We start from the raw sequence: 18,002 nt of genomic DNA on the forward strand, positions 1-18,002 counted from the left end.
GTGGGAACTATTTGACGCTTACACAATAAAGCTTTATTTTAACGATAAAAATCTTATTATTAAGACTAAAAGTGAGGTTGTTTCCAAATATGGTTCTATATTTTAATCCTTTATTCAGTGTAGCGTGTCAAGGTTTGTGATAAGAAGTGGAAAACAAACGGTCCCGATTGTGGAAGATCAGTTATTGTATTTCATAAGCCCCCATTAAAGTTTTGTTAGTGTTTTGGTCACATCAATAGCTGCCGCAGGATTATTTAACGCCTAGAAATCGATGTCTTCTAAAACCTTTAAAATTTCCGACAAAGCACGTTTACGGTGTGATTGCATCGCAAGTCTCGCTGCTTCTCCGTTTTGTGCTTCCATGCACGCTATAATCGCCTGATGTTCGGTGACAGAGCGATATGGAACTGGTCTATCGTTAATTGTATACAGTCTCGCACGATAAAGATGATCAGAATGGATATCAATAATATTAGTTAAGCGGATATTATTAGCATACTTAATAATATCCGAATGAAATTGATCATCTAGTAATGACCATTTATACAGATCATTTTCATATAAACACTCTTTTTGTTGCGCAATAAGCTCTTTTAAATGCTGCAGTTCATCTTCCGTTATTTTATTGGTTGCTAACTCAACTGCCAGACCATCTAAGCTCTCCGTGATTTCATAAATTTCCTTTAAATCATCTTTCTTAATTGGATTAATAATAAACCCACGTCTTGGTACTAATGTAATCATGCCTTCAGTCTGTAAACGAACCAACGCCTCTCTTATCGGGGTTCGACTCATTCCTAACATTTCCGCTATTTCGCGTTCTAAAAATGTTTTTCCAGGAGCAAGCTTTAACCTCTTAATAGCAGTTCGAATAATATGATAAGCTTTTTGTGGCAATCGAGGTTCTTCAATATCATGCATAATTTCTGATAAATCCTCTTTTAAATTGGTACTGCTTTCTGAATTAATCTGATTTTTGCTTGGCATAAAAAAAGAACCTCCATTTGCTGTAAAACCTTATGAATGTATACGCCTGCTTATATTAAAAGAATTTCTCTTTCTCTGATTATTATGTAATAGACATCTTTCTTGGCAGGTAGTTGTATTTTTACAATACCAGAAAGATGTCTATTAAAAAATGTCTTCAAACCTAATTTATGCTGCTTTTATTGCTAATAATTTAAGTTTATATCGTTTTGCTGTTGAATTTGACTGTATGAATGCCAGGTATATTAAGCCTTCTCATAAACATTTGCTAACTGTTCTAAAATAGAGTCTGTCATTTCTTTCGTTGAAGTACTTCCCCCTATGTCTGCGGTTAAATATCCTGATTTGGTTGCATTTTTAATGGCTTGGTTAACAAAAGCTGCCTCTTTCTTCAAGCCTAGGTGGTCTAACATTAAGGCTGCACTTCCAATAGCACCGATTGGATTAGCTAGGCCCTTTCCAGCAATATCTGGCGCAGAGCCATGTACAGCCTCGAACATACTTGGAAATTTGCGGTCTGGATTTAAATTTGCACTTGCCGCAATCCCCAAACTTCCTGCTAACGCACTTCCGAGATCTGATAAAATATCTGCTAGCAGGTTTGATGCAACAACTACTTCTAATTCTTCCGGATGCAGAACAAAATTAGCCGCCATGGCATCAACAAGCCACTGATCTGTTTCTACATCGGGATAATCCTTGCTGACTCGAGCGAATACCTCATCCCAAAGGACCATACCATACTGCTGAGCGTTACTTTTCGTCACGCTTGTTACTTTTTTTCTATCTCTTTTTCGAGCTGTTTCAAACGCGTATCGTATAACACGTTCACATCCTTCTTCCGTGAATAAGGAAGATTGAACTGCGACCTCTTTTCCCATACCTCTGCCGGTAAAGTTACGACCGCCGATACCGGAATATTCGCCCTCTGTGTTTTCACGTATTAACACCCAATTTAATTTATCTTTGTCTGGGTGATTAAGCTTGCTTTCTACACCTGGTAAAAAATCAACAGGTCGAATATTAGCCCATTGATCAAAGTTTTGGCAAATAGCTATCCGCAACCCCCATAGACTGATATGATCAGGCACACCTGGAAAGCCGACAGCTCCGAAATAAATGGCATCATGATCTTTTATTTGATCTAAGCCATTATCTGCCATCATTTTTCCATTTTCTAAATAATGTTCGCAACCCCAAGGAAAGTAATCGGTTTCAAAAGTAAATTTACCATTGGAATGTGCGGAGAGAAATTCCAACACACGAGTACCTTCATTAATCACTTCTTTTCCTATCCCATCACCCGGGATAACTGCAATTTTATAGTGTTGTTTATTTTTCATCGATTAACCTCCTCCTGTGTAATTTAATTATATTATCAACAACGTATACATTAATGTCAAGTGTTAACTTTAAATAACAAATATATCTTTATTTTTTAACGTATATTTGACATAACGTATACATTACTGTAATATAATTATCACTGAAAGCGCTTTTAATAGAATGGTCGTTATTGGTGATATGACTTCTCTTGCTTATTCCGGAATTAAAATTTAGAGAAGGGTGATTTATGTGAGGATTTGACAAAGGACGGACAACCGTTAAGTATCAAATAAGTTGATTCTATTTTCAAAAATTAGACCTAATAAAATGAAAGGGTTTTCTTGATAATTTGAAAGGAGAGGTACTGTTTTTATGAGCTCTGAAATTATCACTTTAATTTTCCTAGTATTTGCTATTGTCATGTTTGCATGGGAAAAAATACCATTAGCGATCACAGCAATGATTGTTGCGATTGGACTCACATTAACCGGTGTTCTAGAACCTTCAGAGGCTTTTGCTGGTTTTGTAGATGGAAATGTTCTTCTTTTTATGGCTATGTTTATTGTTGGTGCAGCATTTTTTGATACTGGAATGGCTCAGAAAGTAGGAGGGTTTGTTACCAAATTTGCGAAAACAGAAAGACAGTTAATCGTTGCTGTTATGGTTATTACGGGGTTAATGTCTGGGCTCCTTTCTAATACTGGGACTGCAGCAGTTTTAATACCAGTGGTTATTGGACTAGCTGTTAGATCTGGGTTTGCACGTACAAGATTACTTTTACCGTTAGTGTTAGCAGCTGCAATGGGGGGGAACCTTAGTTTAATTGGTGCCCCGGGTAATCTAATAGCTCAGTCTGCACTTAATGATATGGGTGAAAGTTTTGAATTTTTCGAATATGCAAAAGTTGGATTACCTATACTGGTTATTGGTATTTTATTTTTTAGTTTATATGGGTATAAGTTTCTTCCGAATAGGGAAGATGATTCTCTAGACACGGACTCTGTTTTCAATCAGACCATAGATTATTCGAGTGTACCAAAATGGAAACAAATTATGGCAGTGCTCGTACTTGTGCTAACCGTTCTTGCGATGGTATTAGAAGATCAGATTGGAGTAGAACTACATGTTTCTGCATGGGCAGGAGCACTGATTTTAGTTGCTACTGGTGTTATTTCAAATAAAAATGCAATAAAATCAATAGATATGAACACGATTCTTCTATTTGTAGGTTCACTCGCATTAGCCAAAGGAATAGAGGAATCAGGGGCAGGGGCGTTAATAGCAGATATGTTAATCGGAACTTTGGGCAGTAATCCGTCACCATATGTATTATTATTTGTGATATTGACGATCTCAGCATTAATGACAAATTTTATGTCAAATACTGCAACAACAGCACTACTGGTTCCAATAAGCCTTTCCGTTGCCAATGGTATTGGGGCAGACCCAAAAGCGGTCCTTATGGCTACGGTTATTGGGGGTTCTTTAGCATTTGCAACACCAATTGGAATGCCAGCAAATACAATGGTTTATGGTTTAGGCGGTTTCAAGTTTACAGATTATGTGAAAGTGGGGGCACCTTTAATTGTCGTTTCCATAATAGTAGCAATGATTTTGTTACCTATTTTCTTCCCGTTTTACTAGACTTTTGAAAGGCAGAATTACGTAAAACAATCGCCGTAACCGGTTTTATTTAACATATGGAGGGGTAAAGTCTATGAAAGTTCTTATTGCGCCAGATTCATTTAAAGGAAGTATAACTGCCAGGGAAGCTGCTTTGACTATGCAACAAGGGATTCGAAAGGTTCGAACAGGAGCAGATATAGAACTTATTCCGATGGCAGATGGCGGGGAGGGGACCATGGTCGGTTTGGTTGAAACAACGGGTGGCTCATATTATGAAGTTGAGGTAGAAGATCCACTAGGACGGTCGGTTATGACGCAATATGGTCTAACAGGGGATGATGGAACGGCGGTTATTGAGCTGTCATTAGCGTCGGGATTAAATACACTTACAGAAGATGAATTCGACCCTTGTTCTGCTTCAACGTATGGGACAGGCCAACTCATCATGCACGCTTTAAATGAAGGCGTTCGTAAGTTTATTATTTGCCTTGGAGGCAGTGCGACAAATGATGGCGGATCTGGTATTTTGAAAGCACTTGGATACCAGTTTCTAGATGAAAATGGGAATAGAATAAAGTCAGGGGGAATCAGCTTAAAAGATTTACACGTTATTGATGATTCCCATGTTACCCCGAAAACTCGCGAAGCATTTTTTCAGATTGCCTGTGATGTGAACAATCCCTTTGTCGGTTCTAATGGCGCTACCGCCATATTTGGTCCGCAAAAAGGTGCGACCTCTAAAATGGTAAAAGAGTTAGACGAGGCAATGGAGATATTTGCAAATCGTATCGAGCAGAAAACCGGACAATCTATTCATCAAGTTCAGGGAGCGGGAGCGGCAGGTGGCACCGCGGGAGGTTTGCTGGGATTGCTGAATGCAGAGTTGAAGCCAGGAATCCAATTGGTAATGGAGGCAGTTCAATTTGAGGAATTGATTCAACGGGAAACTTTCGATTTACTTTTAACAGGAGAAGGAAAGATTGATGGTCAGACCGCCTCAGGAAAAGTAGTTGCAGGATTGGCAGAAGTTGCAAAGCGATACAATCTGCCAACGATAGCACTTGCAGGAAGTGTTGAAGGTGACCTGACAACCTTATATGAAAAAGGCTTGTCCGCAGTTTTTAGTATTACTAATGGACCGATGTCTTTACAGGATTCGATGAAAGAAGGGCGTAAATTAATCGAAAAACAGACAGAGCAAATTTTCAGGTTATTATCGTTAACTTACAAATCTTGATTTTAAACATTCGGTAGTAAAAGCGTGAAACATAAGAGAAAGGAGTAAACGCAAATGATTACAAATAAATCAACTATTGGGATTATAGGTACTGGGGTTATGGGGAAAAGCATGGCTCGGAATCTGCAAAAAAGCGGATACCCAATTAACGTGTTTACCAGAACTAAAGAAAAAGCACGTAAGTTGATGGAAAATGGTGCTGTTTGGAAGGGATCAGTTGCCGAGTTAGCAAGAGATTCTGACGTTATCATCACAATGGTTGGCTACCCGTCAGATGTGGAGCGTGTTTACTTTGGTGGGGATGGTATTATTGAAAATGCTAAAAAAGGTACGTATGTCATTGATATGACAACCTCCAAGCCGACCCTTGCTATTGAAATTGCGCAAAAGGCAAAGGAAAGGCATTTTCATGTAATGGATGCGCCTGTATCCGGTGGTGATGTTGGCGCGAAAAATGGAGCACTCGCCATCATGGTTGGTGGTGATCAGGAAGTGTATGATGACGTTTTCCCTTTATTTGAAGTTATGGGTGAAAATATAATCTTGCAGGGTGAAGCCGGTGCTGGTCAGCATACCAAAATGGTGAATCAGATAGCCATTGCGACGAATATGATTGGGGTTAGTGAAGCAATTGTCTATGCAAAAGAAGCTGGATTAAATCCATCACGGGTTCTCGACAGTATATCAACGGGGGCTGCCGGCAGTTTTTCATTATCAAAATTGGCACCTCGCATGCTTGCTGGCGATTATGAACCGGGATTCTATGTGAAACACTTTATTAAGGACATGACTATTGCCCTGGATTCGGCACAGGAAATGGGACTCACAACACCAGGATTGGAGCTTTCACTTAGGTTATATAAGGAGCTTGCGGAAAAAGGGGAAAATGACAGTGGAACACAGGCGTTGATTAAGCTTTTTGAAGGCAATTAAAAAGAAGGAACGAAGGGGGGGATAAAAGATGAGTCCCCTTCTATTATTTACGTTTCTGTACATTACATTCAGCTGAATTAACATTCGAAGTGGTCTTTATTATTACAGATCAGAATTTTGGCTATTGGTCACAAATTTGGCAACGTATAAGTCGAAATAACCTAAAATGAATTGATGTATATTTGATAACATTCACCTGACAAACCTTGCAATAACAACAAATTAACCCCATTTATAATATGTTAAAATGCACTGATACGGTTTCCGGTCCTAGGAGTCAGAGTTTGTGGATGTTGTTGTTTTTAACACTAAATAATTCTCTTTATCTTCAATGTTTAGCTTAAGTTTCTCATTATAATTAAGAGATTCTTTACGTAATAAACCCTTCCATGACGGTTGGGACAAATGATAGAAATATATTCAGGAAGATCTGCACCACCGTCAGGAAGCCGATGTGAATTGTGGATTTCAAGACATGGTTCTCCATTTTTCTTTATAGAGGGAGGCTGTTTTTTCATAAGCTTTACAAATTCCAATAGTTCGTAATAAAGCATGTTTTTAAAAACAGTTGCTTTTTTCGGAATTAAAACTTGTGGGTCTTCAGGATTGTGGCCCTCTTTCGCTAAGTCGCCTGTTATTGCAACGGAAAATTTTCTGAAAAATCATAAATTTAATCTTTAAAATAGAAAATTAGTAGGGTATAATAGGATTATGTAATAGTCACTTTCGTTTGTATATAAATCTAACATGCTGCTTAGTCTTTTCTTCTTTTGAAAACAGTGTCATACTGGTGATTATGTGAGAGATGAGAGGTTATGAAATGGAAAATACCACCAAATAAAAGGAAATATAATCTTGTAGTAACCAAGTAATTTAAAAACGATATAGGTTTGGTTGTACTATGACCTGACCGTAGAGAATACAGTTGGAACAATGTACCCAAATTATCGGATGGCGAACTAAAAGAATATTTTTTGTCCATGAAGGATGACATAGAAGCCGGTGTATACGGTTTGGAATTATTAGAACAAGATTTGTAAGAGTAAAGTCCATATTGAATGGGCTTTATTTTTGGGGAAAAATACGAACTTGACTTTAAAAAAATAGATAAAATCTGAAAAAAATTCCAAATACAACATATATGTTGTGTACGTTTGGCCCTTCAACAAGGATAATATTCCTTGAGAAGGGGGATTGGCGTGGACGATGAAAAACTTCTAATGCACTTTGGCCAAAAAGTGCGGGATTTCAGAAAACAAAATGGTCTAACCATGCAGCAGTTAGCAGAAGATTTGGGTATCAGCACCAATCATCTCGGGCGTATTGAACGAGGTACAAGTAACACAACCATCACAAATTTTTACCGAATGGCTACCATTTTAGATATTCCTTCTCATTTAGTTGATGAGATGAAACAGGTCGTTCAGAAACAGGAGGAATAACCCTCTCTATAACCTTAACTGTTCTGTCCTCTCTTGAAGACCGCTTCCCCCAGCGTGCATTATCCGCATACCCAGGCCAACAACACCTTTCCCGACCTATCTTACCTTTATTACCCACACACAAAGGAGAAATCACATGGACAACAGAATAACCTTCGACGAAATCTTCGAGCAAAACAGACAGCGGATTAACTATCAAATCCACAAGCTGAACATCCGCGATCCGCATCAGGAATTTTTTCAGGAGGGCTTAGTCGCGATGTGGAATGCGTATGAAACGTATCAGCCGGACAAAGGCCCCATGGCAACATACTTCAACTACATGATTCGCAACCGACTGATTGACTGCATTCGCAAAGAAACCCGCCAGACTGAAACAGAGCACCGATCAAATCAGGAACAGAAGACACAGCTGACTACTGGCAATTACCACCGCCACCAAAGTGAAACGATCTACCCTCTGGTCAATGAATATCACTTTCCACTGAAAGATCCCAGCCTTTGGAACCATTTAAAATCCCGACTGACCGACAATCAATGGAAATGGGTTCAGTACCATATTATCGAGGACAAGCCCTATAAAGACATCGCCAAAGCGGAAAATACGACCGTGGATGCCGTGAAAAGCTGGGGCAAGCAGGTTAAGAAAAAGTTGAAAGATCCCCAATTCCGAAAAACCATCCAATGGGACGATACGGTTTAATACCTCAAAACAGAATACAACTTACAAGGAGAGAAATCCGCATGAACTATTTAAAGGAAATAAACGCTTTTTATAATCAGATTATCTTTAATCCACTTTCTGGATCAGCCGTGTCTCTCTGGAACACGCTGATGCATTTCAATAATCTATGCGGGTGGCAGGAGACGTTTTCCGTCCCTGCCTCCGCAATCGAGTTAAAATCCGGTGTTAAAGGCACATCCTTCAAACGCGCACGGGAAGAACTGCAACAAACTGGCTACATCCACGTGACGCCAGGCAGCGGCAATCAGGCCGCTACCTATCGCATGATTTCGCAGGTTAAGCCGATGTATCAAAGTGAAAACGTCTTGCATATTGAGCAAGATACACAGCCCGTTATGGAAGAACGCAGCCAGCAGCCTCAAACAGCAGAAACACCACAAACACGCCCGCAAATGAATACCACTAATGAGACATCTGCCTCAGTAAGTTACAATTCCGACTGCCAGCCATCAATAAGCCATACAGAAGAAACGCCGAATTCTGTGGCGGAAGACAACACAATGGTCTATCGGGCGGACCAGACGTTGGAGGAGAGTACGGTCTACAGTATGGACCACAATATGGCCTGCAATGTGGACCACAGTACGGACCCATTAATTAAACAATACATAAATAAAAATAAAACAAAACATAAACCAACAACAACCACAACTGATGCCATCCAGTTTTACCGTAAAAATTTTGGCGTCGCTAGTTCGTATGTTGCGGACGACATCAGTAACTGGATTAATGATATGGGTGATCCGCTCGTGCTGGATGCAATGAAGCGTGCATTGGAGCAAGGCAAAGCAACCTGGCGCTATGTAAAAGGTATCCTCAAATCCTGGGAAACTAAAGGTATTATGACTGTTGAACAGGCAACAGCTGATGACAGCGCATTTCGGGCCAGGCAAAAGAATAGGATGCGGGCGACTGATAGGAGAGAGGTAGTTCCGGAATGGTTTAAGGAACAGAAGCGCAAGCAGGCGTTGGAAAGAGAACAAAAAGAAGCATCATCGTTGCCGGATCGATATAGGCAATCTGCCGAGCGAGAAGAGTGTGAGCGGCTTCTGGCTAAGTTTAGTAAGAAGAAGGTTGGGGGAGTTGGATAGGTGAATTTTTATTGTGTCTGGCATAAGGAGGGGTGTATAAAAAACGGACGGTGGCATTTGATGTTAACATGTATTATGAAAAAGAGCACGAAACCCTTCAAGAAAAGTCGGCAAGCGGGTTTACCGGAGGATATCAGCCCTGGTTTTTCTGAGATTTTAAATAGGAATACCAAAAAGCTTGATGAAACGTTGAAAGGGCTAATGGGATTACGTTGGGATATAATGAGTACATGCAATAGTCGCATTTCGGTGTCGGCGGTGGTAAGACACTCGATACCACTAAGGCTGTTTCCGATGAAGTGAACGGCTATACCGTCGTTGCAACAACCGCTTCAACCGACGCACCAACAAGTGCACTATCCGTCGTTTATTCGGATGACGGAGTCTTTGAAGGTTATCGTTTCTACAATAAAAATCCGGATCTCGTCGTCATTGATACAAAAATTGTTGGCGCAACACCGCGTTTTCTGACATCGGGGATTGCCGATGCTCTGGCAACATGGGTTGAAGCCCGGAGTGTTATCCAGGCAGGCGGCGACACAATGGCAGGTGGCAGCACGACGATTGCTGGACAAGTGATTGCCGAAAAATGTGAAGAAACGCTTTTCAAATATACTAATCTGGCTTATGAATCTGTACAAGCCAAATCAGTAACACCAGCGCTTGAATCTATTGTTGAAGCCAACACCCTTCTCAGCGGTTTAGGCTTTGAAAACGGCGGTCTTGGAGTTACACACGCCATCCACAATGGTTTCACGGCTTTGCACGGTGACATCCATGATATAACGCATGGCGAAAAAGTCGCGTTTGGCACACTTGTCCAGCTCGCGCTCGAAAAACGTGATTTAAAAGAGATTGAGCGCTACATTGAACTGTATACAAGCCTCGGCCTGCCGGTAACACTCGGGGATATCGAGTTGAAAGACGCCCCACGAGACGACATCATGAAAGTAGCCGAAGCAGCAACCACTGAAGGCGAATCAATCCATCAGGCCTTCAATGTTTTAATGAACACCCTGTTTTTGTCTTAAGCTTAGCTATCGCAAGCGGTTCCCTTGCCGTTGCGGTCCAATATTAACAAAATAATTGTACTACAATTTAGTAGTACATCATAAAAATAATGTAAACGCTTACGAGGGGGGTGAAATGATGGATGATGTTACAACGTTGGGTTTTATATCGGTGCTACCCCCATTAATTGCTATTGTACTCGCTTTTTGGACTAGGGATACCATTTTGTCTTTAGCTATCGCTTGTATTGTTGGTATATTTTTAGCTGGGGAGGGGTTGCTGGGTTTTCCGGATTTGATGAAGGAAGCATTAGGTAATGAAGATTTTTCTTGGATTTTCCTTTTAGAAATTTTTATTGGTATTCTAATTGCACTATTTCAGCGTACTGGGAGTATTCAAAGTTTTGCTGATGTGGTCAGCCGAAGACAGTTCTCAAGAAATCGGATAGGGATTACGACATGGTTTATGGGGCTGTTTGTGTTTTTTAGTGATTACTTTAGCCCTGTGTTTGTAGGATCAACAATGAGGAAAGTAACAGACAAAGTAAAAATTTCCCGCGAAAAGCTCGCGTATATTTGTGATTCTACTTCGGCACCGGTTAGTGTTATCGTACCGATCACCGGGTGGGCAGTGTTCATATCAGGTCTGTTAATTGGGCTTGGTCCGATACAGAATGAAGCAGATGCGCTAGCAGTATTTACTAAAGCTATCCCCTTCAATTTTTATGCCGTTTTATCCGTGTTGATGGTTGGTCTGATTGCTTCTGGAATCATCAAGGACTTTGGACCAATGAAAAAGGCTGAGGAACGTGCGCTTAAGGAAGGGAAACTTATTCGCGATAATTCAACGCCACTAATATCGAAAGAGCTGACTAGTATTGAGCCATATTTTAAGGACCGGTTACTTAGTATTGCATGGAATTTTTTTCTGCCAGTACTATTAATTATCATAATTGCTGTCGGTACTTATATTGGTCTTGGTTCTGCCAAAACAATGGAAGCATTTCTTGCTGCAGTAATATTTTTAGGGATTGTGATGCGATTTCAGGGAATTCCGGTTAAGGATATTATGGATACAGCCATGAATGGTATCAAAGGGATTATGCCTGCTATCATGATTTTGGTTTTCGCCTATACAATTAATTTGCTGAGTGAAAAGATGGGAACTGCCAATTATTTAATTCAAGTGACTGAATCTTGGCTTAATCCAGGGTTACTTCCAGCTATCACGTTTATACTGGCTGGATTGATTGCCTTTTCAACTGGTACTTCTTGGGGAACGTTTGGGATAATGATTCCAATTGCCGTACCATTAGCTATCGGCTTTGCAGGTGGCGATATTAATACGGTTGTTCTGGCAACGATTGCTGCAGTTGCCGGTGGAGGAGTATTTGGAGATCATTGTTCACCATTATCGGATACTACCATATTATCTTCGACAGGCGCTGCCGTGGATCATATCGATCATGTTCGTACGCAAATTCCATATTCCTTGTTAATGGGAACTGTTGGAGTTGGTATTTATTTAATACTTGGATTACTAGTTTAATAGGAGGTTTGCTGCATGGAAGTTATTGTTTTAGGCGGTTCAGGTCTTCAAGGTAGGGCCGCATTACAGGATTTAGGGAATAATAAAGATGTTATGAAAATTATTTGTGCTGATGTAACATTTGAAGCAGTTGATTCGTTTAGCGAACATCTAAACATGGATAAGATAGTAAGACGAGAAATTGACGCCACATCTAAGGAAAATCTGACAGCTCTTTTCAAAGAAGAAGCTAATGTGGTGATTGATTTGTTGCCAAAGCAATTCAATGAAAATGCAGCGAGGGCGGCAATCGAAGCAGGAGTTCCATTGGTAAATTGTTCGTATGCAAGTGGTCTGTCCAAGGAAGTTTATGAAAAGGCAAAAGAAAAAGAAGTAGCTATAATGCCTGAGTCCGGGCTGGATCCTGGAATTGATTTGGTGTTGTGCGGATATGGTGTCAGCCAATTGGATGAAGTACATGAACTTTATTCATATTGTGGCGGTGTACCAGAAGCTGATGCCGCTGATAATCCACTGAGATATAAAATTTCTTGGAATTTCGATAGCACATTAATGTCATATAAACGACCAGCTTTAATGAAGTGTAATGGGGAGAATATTGATATCCCTGCAGATGACCAGCATAACGAAAAATGGATTACAGATATTACACTATCTGGAATAGAGGGGTTTGAATCAATTCCGAATGGAAATGCAATTAACTTTGCGAAATTATTAGGGATAGAAAAGGAAGTTATCAACACGGAACGACGATCAATTCGGTGGTCAGGGCATGCTCAGTTTTGGCGTAATGTAATCAGACTGGGATTCTTGGAAACAGAAAGCGTTCCAGGACTGAATGGTAATGTGACCCCACATGAATTCTTGCTGAAACATTTAGAGCCCCGTCTACAATACGAACTGCATGAGAAAGACCTTGTTCTGATGAAAAATATTATTAGGGGCAAAAAAGATGGGAAAGGTATCGAGATTATCTATGAAATGATTGATGAGCGCGATTTGGGTACAGGTTTATTCGCTATGAATCGTACGGTTGGTTATACGGCTAGTATTGTAGCCAATATGATTGCGAATGGTACGATTAAGAAAAAGGGCGTGCTTTCACCAACAACAGATATACCTTATATGGCATTTATTGAAGAAATTGGCAAGCGAGGCATTCATATAAGGGAATCAAAGAGTCAATTAAATAAATCACTTGCCTGATGAAATCGACTGACTCTACTTTTGTATTCTTCAGTTGCAGTGCTAATATGTTTGGCTAATAATTGAGAAAAAGCCTCTATTTCTTTTTCCTTGATCAATGTAATTAACATCTGATGCTCATTTGAGCTTCGGATGTTTTCTTTTTCATCGATGTGAAAGAAATGATCATATAAAGCAAGATAGATATGTGTTTGGTTAATCATTTTTAAGGTGTGATTTTTCAAAAATCGATTCCTGCAACCCTTTAGTAAGGTATAATGAAATTCTTTATTCACTTCTGTATAGCCAAGAAGGTCTTTCTGTTGATAGGATTCTTTTTCCAGCTTTACAAGTTCACTTAATCTATGTATATTATTCGTTGAAATGGCTTGCATGATATTGCTGGTTGCTAATAATTCAAGGTTTTTCCGGTGTGTAAATGCCTCTGTGATTTCTTCTATCGTAGGATTTATTACCTGTGCTCCTTTATTCGGCAATATAGTGAGAAATCCCTCTTCTTGTAGCTGGGTAAATGCTTGGCGAATAGGAGTGCGACTTATGGATAGCGAACTGGAAATATCATGTTCAACCATCTTTTGCCCTGGTACTAGCTTTTGTTCATATATGGCATATTTCAGAGTTTGATAGACGTATTCCTTCATTGATAGTTTTGCCATAATCACACCCCTAATTTGAATATTTCGTGTTATGATGATTATTATTTATTATAGATGATTTAAAGGAAAAAATCATTAAAGAGATGATAGTCTGGCTATGGATATGCAAAAGCTAAAATACAGAAGTTAGATGAATATTAAGATTAATATAAGAGTCGGAACAATCACCATTTGTTTGAACTCAATAAAAGTTGGGCTACTAAATAACTGATTATCATATGCAACAAAAAAAGCGCCTTCTTAAATTAATTTCTCAATATTTGGAGGGATGACATCCATGTCGGGATATTTTTTTCGAAGGGTAATCTATTCATCGACCGCAGCGATTTTTCCACCTCGAATCATGTATTGATTAGTCAATTATTACACCCCCAAAAATGGTGTCAGCCAATAGCCAAGCAAACATGCTGTTGCTATCGTGAAAGCGCGTCAGGTACGAAAAATCAAACTGCAATGGATAGTATAACGATGAAAAAAAGCCCCAATAATTTCAAACAAATGCCACTTAGTACGGTTGTTCCGCGGGTTGTTTGATGCCGGATTTTCCTTTTCCATGACTCATTCCTCCATGCTGTTTTATATACGATATGAAGGAATGACAAATTGTGTGTTTGCCTAGTTTTTTGTAGAAGAGAATTCTTTCATATTATCTATTAAACCCAGCAAGAAGTGCCTAGCACCGTTTCCCATGTCGACTCCGTTTGCTTCAAAACCTTCGACTCCACAAACTCCCTCTTTCTCCTATAATCGAATCCAGCCTGGAAAAGGGGCATGGAACTTCAAAAATTTTTTTGTTTTCCATGCCCCTTTTTTGCGTTTCATTTCGATTATAGGGGTGAAGGGAGGTGAGCAACATGGCCGAACAGCAAATGGTCAGCTCGCGACTGCGTCTCATCCTGGATGATGGGTTCGACGAAATGTCCGGGAAGCAGCTTTTCAAAACGAAAGGCTTCAACAATGTCAAACCACAGGCAACCGCCGATCAGCTTTATGCGATCGCAACGTCGGTTGCAGGGCTGCAGCAGCGCCCGCTGGTAGAAGTGGAGCGTAATGATAGCTCCGAAATTACCGCAGGCGCATAAGCATGAGGGAGGTTTAGCAGACAGAAGCAGAACTGTATGGGGGGATTCGGGAAATGATGAATCATAGTTCTGCCAGGGGATCTGAATGTCTTGATTTAGCGCGGGGGAGGAGGTGACAATAAATGAAAAAGCTTGAATTGAAATTTTTAAATGAAGACGAAAAGACTGTCACATATTCACTGGAACAACCGGTTGAACCGGCTGATCCGGCAGCTATTAAAGCTGCGATGGACGAAATCATCAATCAGAACGCATTCACATCATCAGGCGGTGATCTCGTGTCCATCAAGGAAGCACGGATTGTTGAGCGGAATGTTGAGGAGATTGAATTGCCACAATAAATATTTTAATGAGAGGTGTGTTGTATACTTGCACACCTCTCAAAATATTTTTTGGATTAATAAAGCTAAGATTATTTTGACCAAATCCCGGAACAACTATATCATTCCATATCTGAAAAGATATTCGTTTTCCAGGGCAGTTTTCATTTTTTTACCGCACTTTTTGCTGCAGGCTGTAATAAGCCGTTTTGTCGTTTTTTCATCCATGAGTAAGCAATTTAAGAAAATCGTATTTACGATAACCTATATTGTGATATGATAAAGAAAATACTAAATGGCGGTGATTATATGGGGTTCATTCAATCATCAGAAGAACTTATGAAGCGCATAGAAAATATGGACCGAGATAATTCAGTTTTTCAATTTTCTATTCCAGGTAAGGGAAAATTCACCCTCGTGTTACAGGAAGAGGAAGAAAATTCAATTAAAGCTGATGTTGAAAAAAATCCTCATCTTAAACAGATGATTGAGGAAAGTCAGAATGAATATAAAGAGGGAAGAGGTATGTCAACTTCGGAGTTATTCAAGTCGCTCGGAAGAAACTATGGCTTTTATTTCTAAATTGATTATAGATATTGAGGGATTCCTTAAAAATGACCTTGTTGGACAGGCTTACATAGAAGAATTCGGTGCCTATAAGGGTTTTTCACGAATCGTTATTAAGAAATTCCGGATTTATTATAAAAAGACCAAGATAATATTAGTGTCTTGGCAATATTATTTCCTGGAGAAAAATGAGAATGTTGATGAGCTTAAATTGCTTCTTCATCAGTTGTTTTCTCGAGTGGTTGACTCTACAGACAAATGTTATTTTTAGTGGTCTTTTCCAAAATAATCTAAACTGTCAGTACTTTTTTGCTCGGAGCTTTTAATATAAATTACCTGAATCAAAATCCTTAACCAGCCTCTATTTTCCGTTTTGAATGTTTCGCCAATAATTGCTCACATTCTCCTCATTCCACAGAACCAAGCAAATAAGTATTTGTTTCCTCCTGCCGTTCTGCTTCTCTTCCAATGTCTGTTCCCGCTTTTGCTCTTTGAACCATTCAGACACAACTTTGCCTTTAACTGGTAGCTGTCTACTTTTCATAACCATTGAGCGAATAATCCACCAAATTGCGGGTTTTTCAACATTTATAATCTAAAGAAAGGTGGAAAAGGTGGCATGGTTAATGAAAATTTTTGAAGGTTTATTTGAGATAGTATATGGTGTTCGCAAAGAGAACGGAAAATCGTTGTTGCGTGGGAAGGGTACCTGGAGGATTTAAAAGAAGAAAACGGAAAAGCCTCGGAACCTCTGCAGTGAACAGATCCAGAGGCCAATCGTTATCACGCCATATCCGAAAACCCTTTGAACGTATCAATTTCTTTTGTTAGGGCAGTTTTCATTTTTTCGCCGCATGCTTTGCTGCAGACTGCAAATAAGCCGTCTTGTCCATTTTTCTTGGCTTCAGAATCAGCTGTTGTAACAATCATTGGAACGCTTGTCTGCCGTGAATTTAAATAAACTTGGACAATCTCTCCTTCCTCGTCTGAGTAGTCAATTCCCTCGGCAAACTTAACATCAATTGCGTGTAATGGCTCGTTGTCACCGATTTTCTTCATACACCATGCACATCTGAACATTTGGGATGTCTCCTTCCGTGATTGAAAAGTACTTATAATGAATTACTTTTATTTTAGGGCGCAATGGCGTATTTTTCAATTTCATTCTAAAAAAGTGATTAAAAAAGAACGTACGTTTGTGTATAGCTGTGTTTTACTGTATAATGTTTAGTATGCAGTTACAGAGGTAATTTTTCCCAATATCGAATTGATAGTACCGCTGCCGGAAATGTCGATGTCGAGAAAATAAATCATAATCATAGTATCTGATCAGGTTATTTGCGTGAAAACAGTGCACCACCAAAATCGTGGTTAAAGGGTGAGACAGATGAACAACACAGAAATTGAAATCTTGAAGCTGGATGTATCAACTGACAAAGAAGCACTGAAGTATATGGGGGATTTTCTGGTATTTCAGGGAATTGCTCAGAAGAATTTTCCGGAAAAAGTCATGGAGCGGGAAATGGAATTGCCTACCGGATTACCGGCTAAGCCTTATGGCGTTGCCATCCCGCATACAGACCCGGAATTTGTCATCAAGCGCCAGCTCCTGGTAGCTCCGCTGAAGCGTCCTGTTGTTTTCGCGCAAATGGGAGACTCTGATCAACAGGTGAAGGTCTCGTTTGTGTTTATGCTGGCAGTTCCGGAATCCAGTGAACATTTAACACAGATACGGAATTTGTTCACCTGTTTTGAGGACGACCAATTCAATCAGGCACTGGCCGATTGGGATGGGAAGAAATCCTCGCTGAAACGATTAATTCAATGGTATATAGATGGATAAATTTTTTGGAAGCACAATCGCCCAGCCACGTTTTGTGGACTGGGTGATTGTGCCTTTTCTTTACTCGGAGGAACATATACTCCGATGCTTCCGCTTGAATTCAAACAGGATAACATGTTTCGGTCTTGAGAGTACTTATCAATAATTTTTTAGTTTTGCCATACTAGTCGCGTATTTTGGTACTTCTTTCGGAGAGTCAATAGGTGTAGTTTTGTATAAAATATAACTTGAAAAATTTCATCAATCTTGTATTATAGTATTAAATATTCTGAATATACTGTCCGGTAAGCATGTACTGGAAAGGATGACTTTTAGCCAAAACTGGACGATTAGGGTGTTATCCAGGAAAATGGTTTCGTTACGTTCTGAGTATGTTAAGTGG

General features: G+C 39.7%; 17 protein-coding genes and 1 pseudogene. 13 read left to right on the forward strand and 5 right to left on the reverse strand.

Translation table 11 applies throughout. The annotated features are described in order from the left end of the window. Positions 1 to 261 precede the first annotated feature (261 nt). A complete protein-coding gene (locus ON01_RS05980) occupies positions 262 to 987 on the reverse strand; it encodes a GntR family transcriptional regulator (RefSeq protein WP_010530104.1) in 726 nt (241 codons plus the stop codon). 245 nt (positions 988 to 1,232) lie between these two features. Further along, positions 1,233 to 2,330, reverse strand: a complete 1,098-nt coding sequence (locus ON01_RS05985; RefSeq protein ID WP_010530105.1) for a tartrate dehydrogenase — start codon at positions 2,328 to 2,330, stop codon at positions 1,233 to 1,235. 355 nt (positions 2,331 to 2,685) lie between these two features. On the opposite strand from ON01_RS05985, the gene ON01_RS05990 reads away from it, so the two are divergent. The 9 genes and pseudogenes from ON01_RS05990 to ON01_RS06035 all read left to right on the forward strand — a co-directional run bounded on the left by ON01_RS05990 (position 2,686) and on the right by ON01_RS06035 (position 13,152). Beyond that, positions 2,686 to 3,957 (forward strand): SLC13 family permease, encoded by a 1,272-nt coding sequence (locus tag ON01_RS05990; protein ID WP_010530106.1) that lies wholly within the window; start codon positions 2,686 to 2,688, stop codon positions 3,955 to 3,957. Positions 3,958 to 4,030: 73 nt separating this feature from the next. Continuing rightward, positions 4,031 to 5,176, forward strand: a complete 1,146-nt coding sequence (locus ON01_RS05995; RefSeq protein WP_010530107.1) for a glycerate kinase — start codon at positions 4,031 to 4,033, stop codon at positions 5,174 to 5,176. A gap of 54 nt (positions 5,177 to 5,230) precedes the next feature. Next, positions 5,231 to 6,109 carry an NAD(P)-dependent oxidoreductase gene (locus tag ON01_RS06000; protein ID WP_010530108.1) on the forward strand — a complete coding sequence of 293 codons (879 nt, stop codon included), beginning with the start codon at positions 5,231 to 5,233 and terminating at the stop codon, positions 6,107 to 6,109. Positions 6,110 to 7,308: 1,199 nt separating this feature from the next. After that, positions 7,309 to 7,551 carry a helix-turn-helix domain-containing protein gene (locus tag ON01_RS06005; RefSeq protein WP_010530109.1) on the forward strand — a complete coding sequence of 81 codons (243 nt, stop codon included), beginning with the start codon at positions 7,309 to 7,311 and terminating at the stop codon, positions 7,549 to 7,551. A gap of 136 nt (positions 7,552 to 7,687) precedes the next feature. Then, on the forward strand, positions 7,688 to 8,254 hold the full coding sequence (locus ON01_RS06010) for a sigma-70 family RNA polymerase sigma factor (RefSeq protein ID WP_010530110.1): 567 nt from the start codon (positions 7,688 to 7,690) through the stop codon (positions 8,252 to 8,254). 41 nt (positions 8,255 to 8,295) lie between these two features. Further along, a complete protein-coding gene (locus ON01_RS06015; protein WP_010530111.1) occupies positions 8,296 to 9,387 on the forward strand; it encodes a DnaD domain-containing protein in 1,092 nt (363 codons plus the stop codon). Positions 9,388 to 9,635: 248 nt separating this feature from the next. Beyond that, positions 9,636 to 10,391, forward strand: a pseudogene (locus ON01_RS06025) (glycerol dehydrogenase); the annotation flags it as partial. 145 nt (positions 10,392 to 10,536) lie between these two features. After that, a complete protein-coding gene (locus ON01_RS06030; RefSeq protein WP_010530114.1) occupies positions 10,537 to 11,946 on the forward strand; it encodes a Na+/H+ antiporter NhaC family protein in 1,410 nt (469 codons plus the stop codon). A gap of 15 nt (positions 11,947 to 11,961) precedes the next feature. Continuing rightward, entirely contained in the window at positions 11,962 to 13,152 is a 1,191-nt protein-coding gene (locus tag ON01_RS06035; protein ID WP_010530115.1) for a saccharopine dehydrogenase family protein, read from the forward strand. Here ON01_RS06035 and ON01_RS06040 read toward each other — a convergent pair. Continuing rightward, positions 13,128 to 13,808, reverse strand: coding sequence for a GntR family transcriptional regulator (locus ON01_RS06040; RefSeq protein ID WP_010530116.1), 681 nt, complete (start codon positions 13,806 to 13,808; stop codon positions 13,128 to 13,130). The two genes, ON01_RS06035 and ON01_RS06040, sit on opposite strands and share 25 nt — an antisense overlap. An 854-nt stretch (positions 13,809 to 14,662) precedes the next feature. Here ON01_RS06040 and ON01_RS06045 point away from each other — a divergent pair. From ON01_RS06045 to ON01_RS06060, 3 genes are all read left to right on the forward strand, one after another. Further along, positions 14,663 to 14,890, forward strand: coding sequence for a DUF1659 domain-containing protein (locus ON01_RS06045; protein WP_010530117.1), 228 nt, complete (start codon positions 14,663 to 14,665; stop codon positions 14,888 to 14,890). 122 nt (positions 14,891 to 15,012) lie between these two features. After that, a complete protein-coding gene (locus ON01_RS06050; protein ID WP_010530118.1) occupies positions 15,013 to 15,231 on the forward strand; it encodes a DUF2922 domain-containing protein in 219 nt (72 codons plus the stop codon). Positions 15,232 to 15,519: 288 nt separating this feature from the next. Next, the gene (locus ON01_RS06060; RefSeq protein WP_010530120.1) at positions 15,520 to 15,792 is read left to right on the forward strand and encodes a hypothetical protein; all 273 of its coding nucleotides are present in this window, start codon (positions 15,520 to 15,522) and stop codon (positions 15,790 to 15,792) included. A 346-nt stretch (positions 15,793 to 16,138) separates the two neighbouring features. On the opposite strand, the gene ON01_RS06070 is transcribed toward ON01_RS06060, so the two are convergent. Together ON01_RS06070 and ON01_RS06075 are read right to left on the reverse strand one after the other, a co-directional pair. Continuing rightward, the gene (locus tag ON01_RS06070; protein WP_010530122.1) at positions 16,139 to 16,327 is read right to left on the reverse strand and encodes a hypothetical protein; all 189 of its coding nucleotides are present in this window, start codon (positions 16,325 to 16,327) and stop codon (positions 16,139 to 16,141) included. Positions 16,328 to 16,560: 233 nt separating this feature from the next. Continuing rightward, positions 16,561 to 16,857, reverse strand: a complete 297-nt coding sequence (locus ON01_RS06075) for a hypothetical protein (RefSeq protein ID WP_010530123.1) — start codon at positions 16,855 to 16,857, stop codon at positions 16,561 to 16,563. A 307-nt stretch (positions 16,858 to 17,164) separates the two neighbouring features. On the opposite strand from ON01_RS06075, the gene ON01_RS06080 reads away from it, so the two are divergent. Further along, positions 17,165 to 17,620 carry a PTS sugar transporter subunit IIA gene (locus tag ON01_RS06080; RefSeq protein ID WP_010530124.1) on the forward strand — a complete coding sequence of 152 codons (456 nt, stop codon included), beginning with the start codon at positions 17,165 to 17,167 and terminating at the stop codon, positions 17,618 to 17,620. The last annotated feature ends 382 nt before the right edge of the window (positions 17,621 to 18,002 follow it).

The sequence above is a fragment of the Lentibacillus jeotgali genome (assembly GCF_000224785.1).
GTDB lineage: Bacteria > Bacillota > Bacilli > Bacillales > Amphibacillaceae > Lentibacillus > Lentibacillus jeotgali.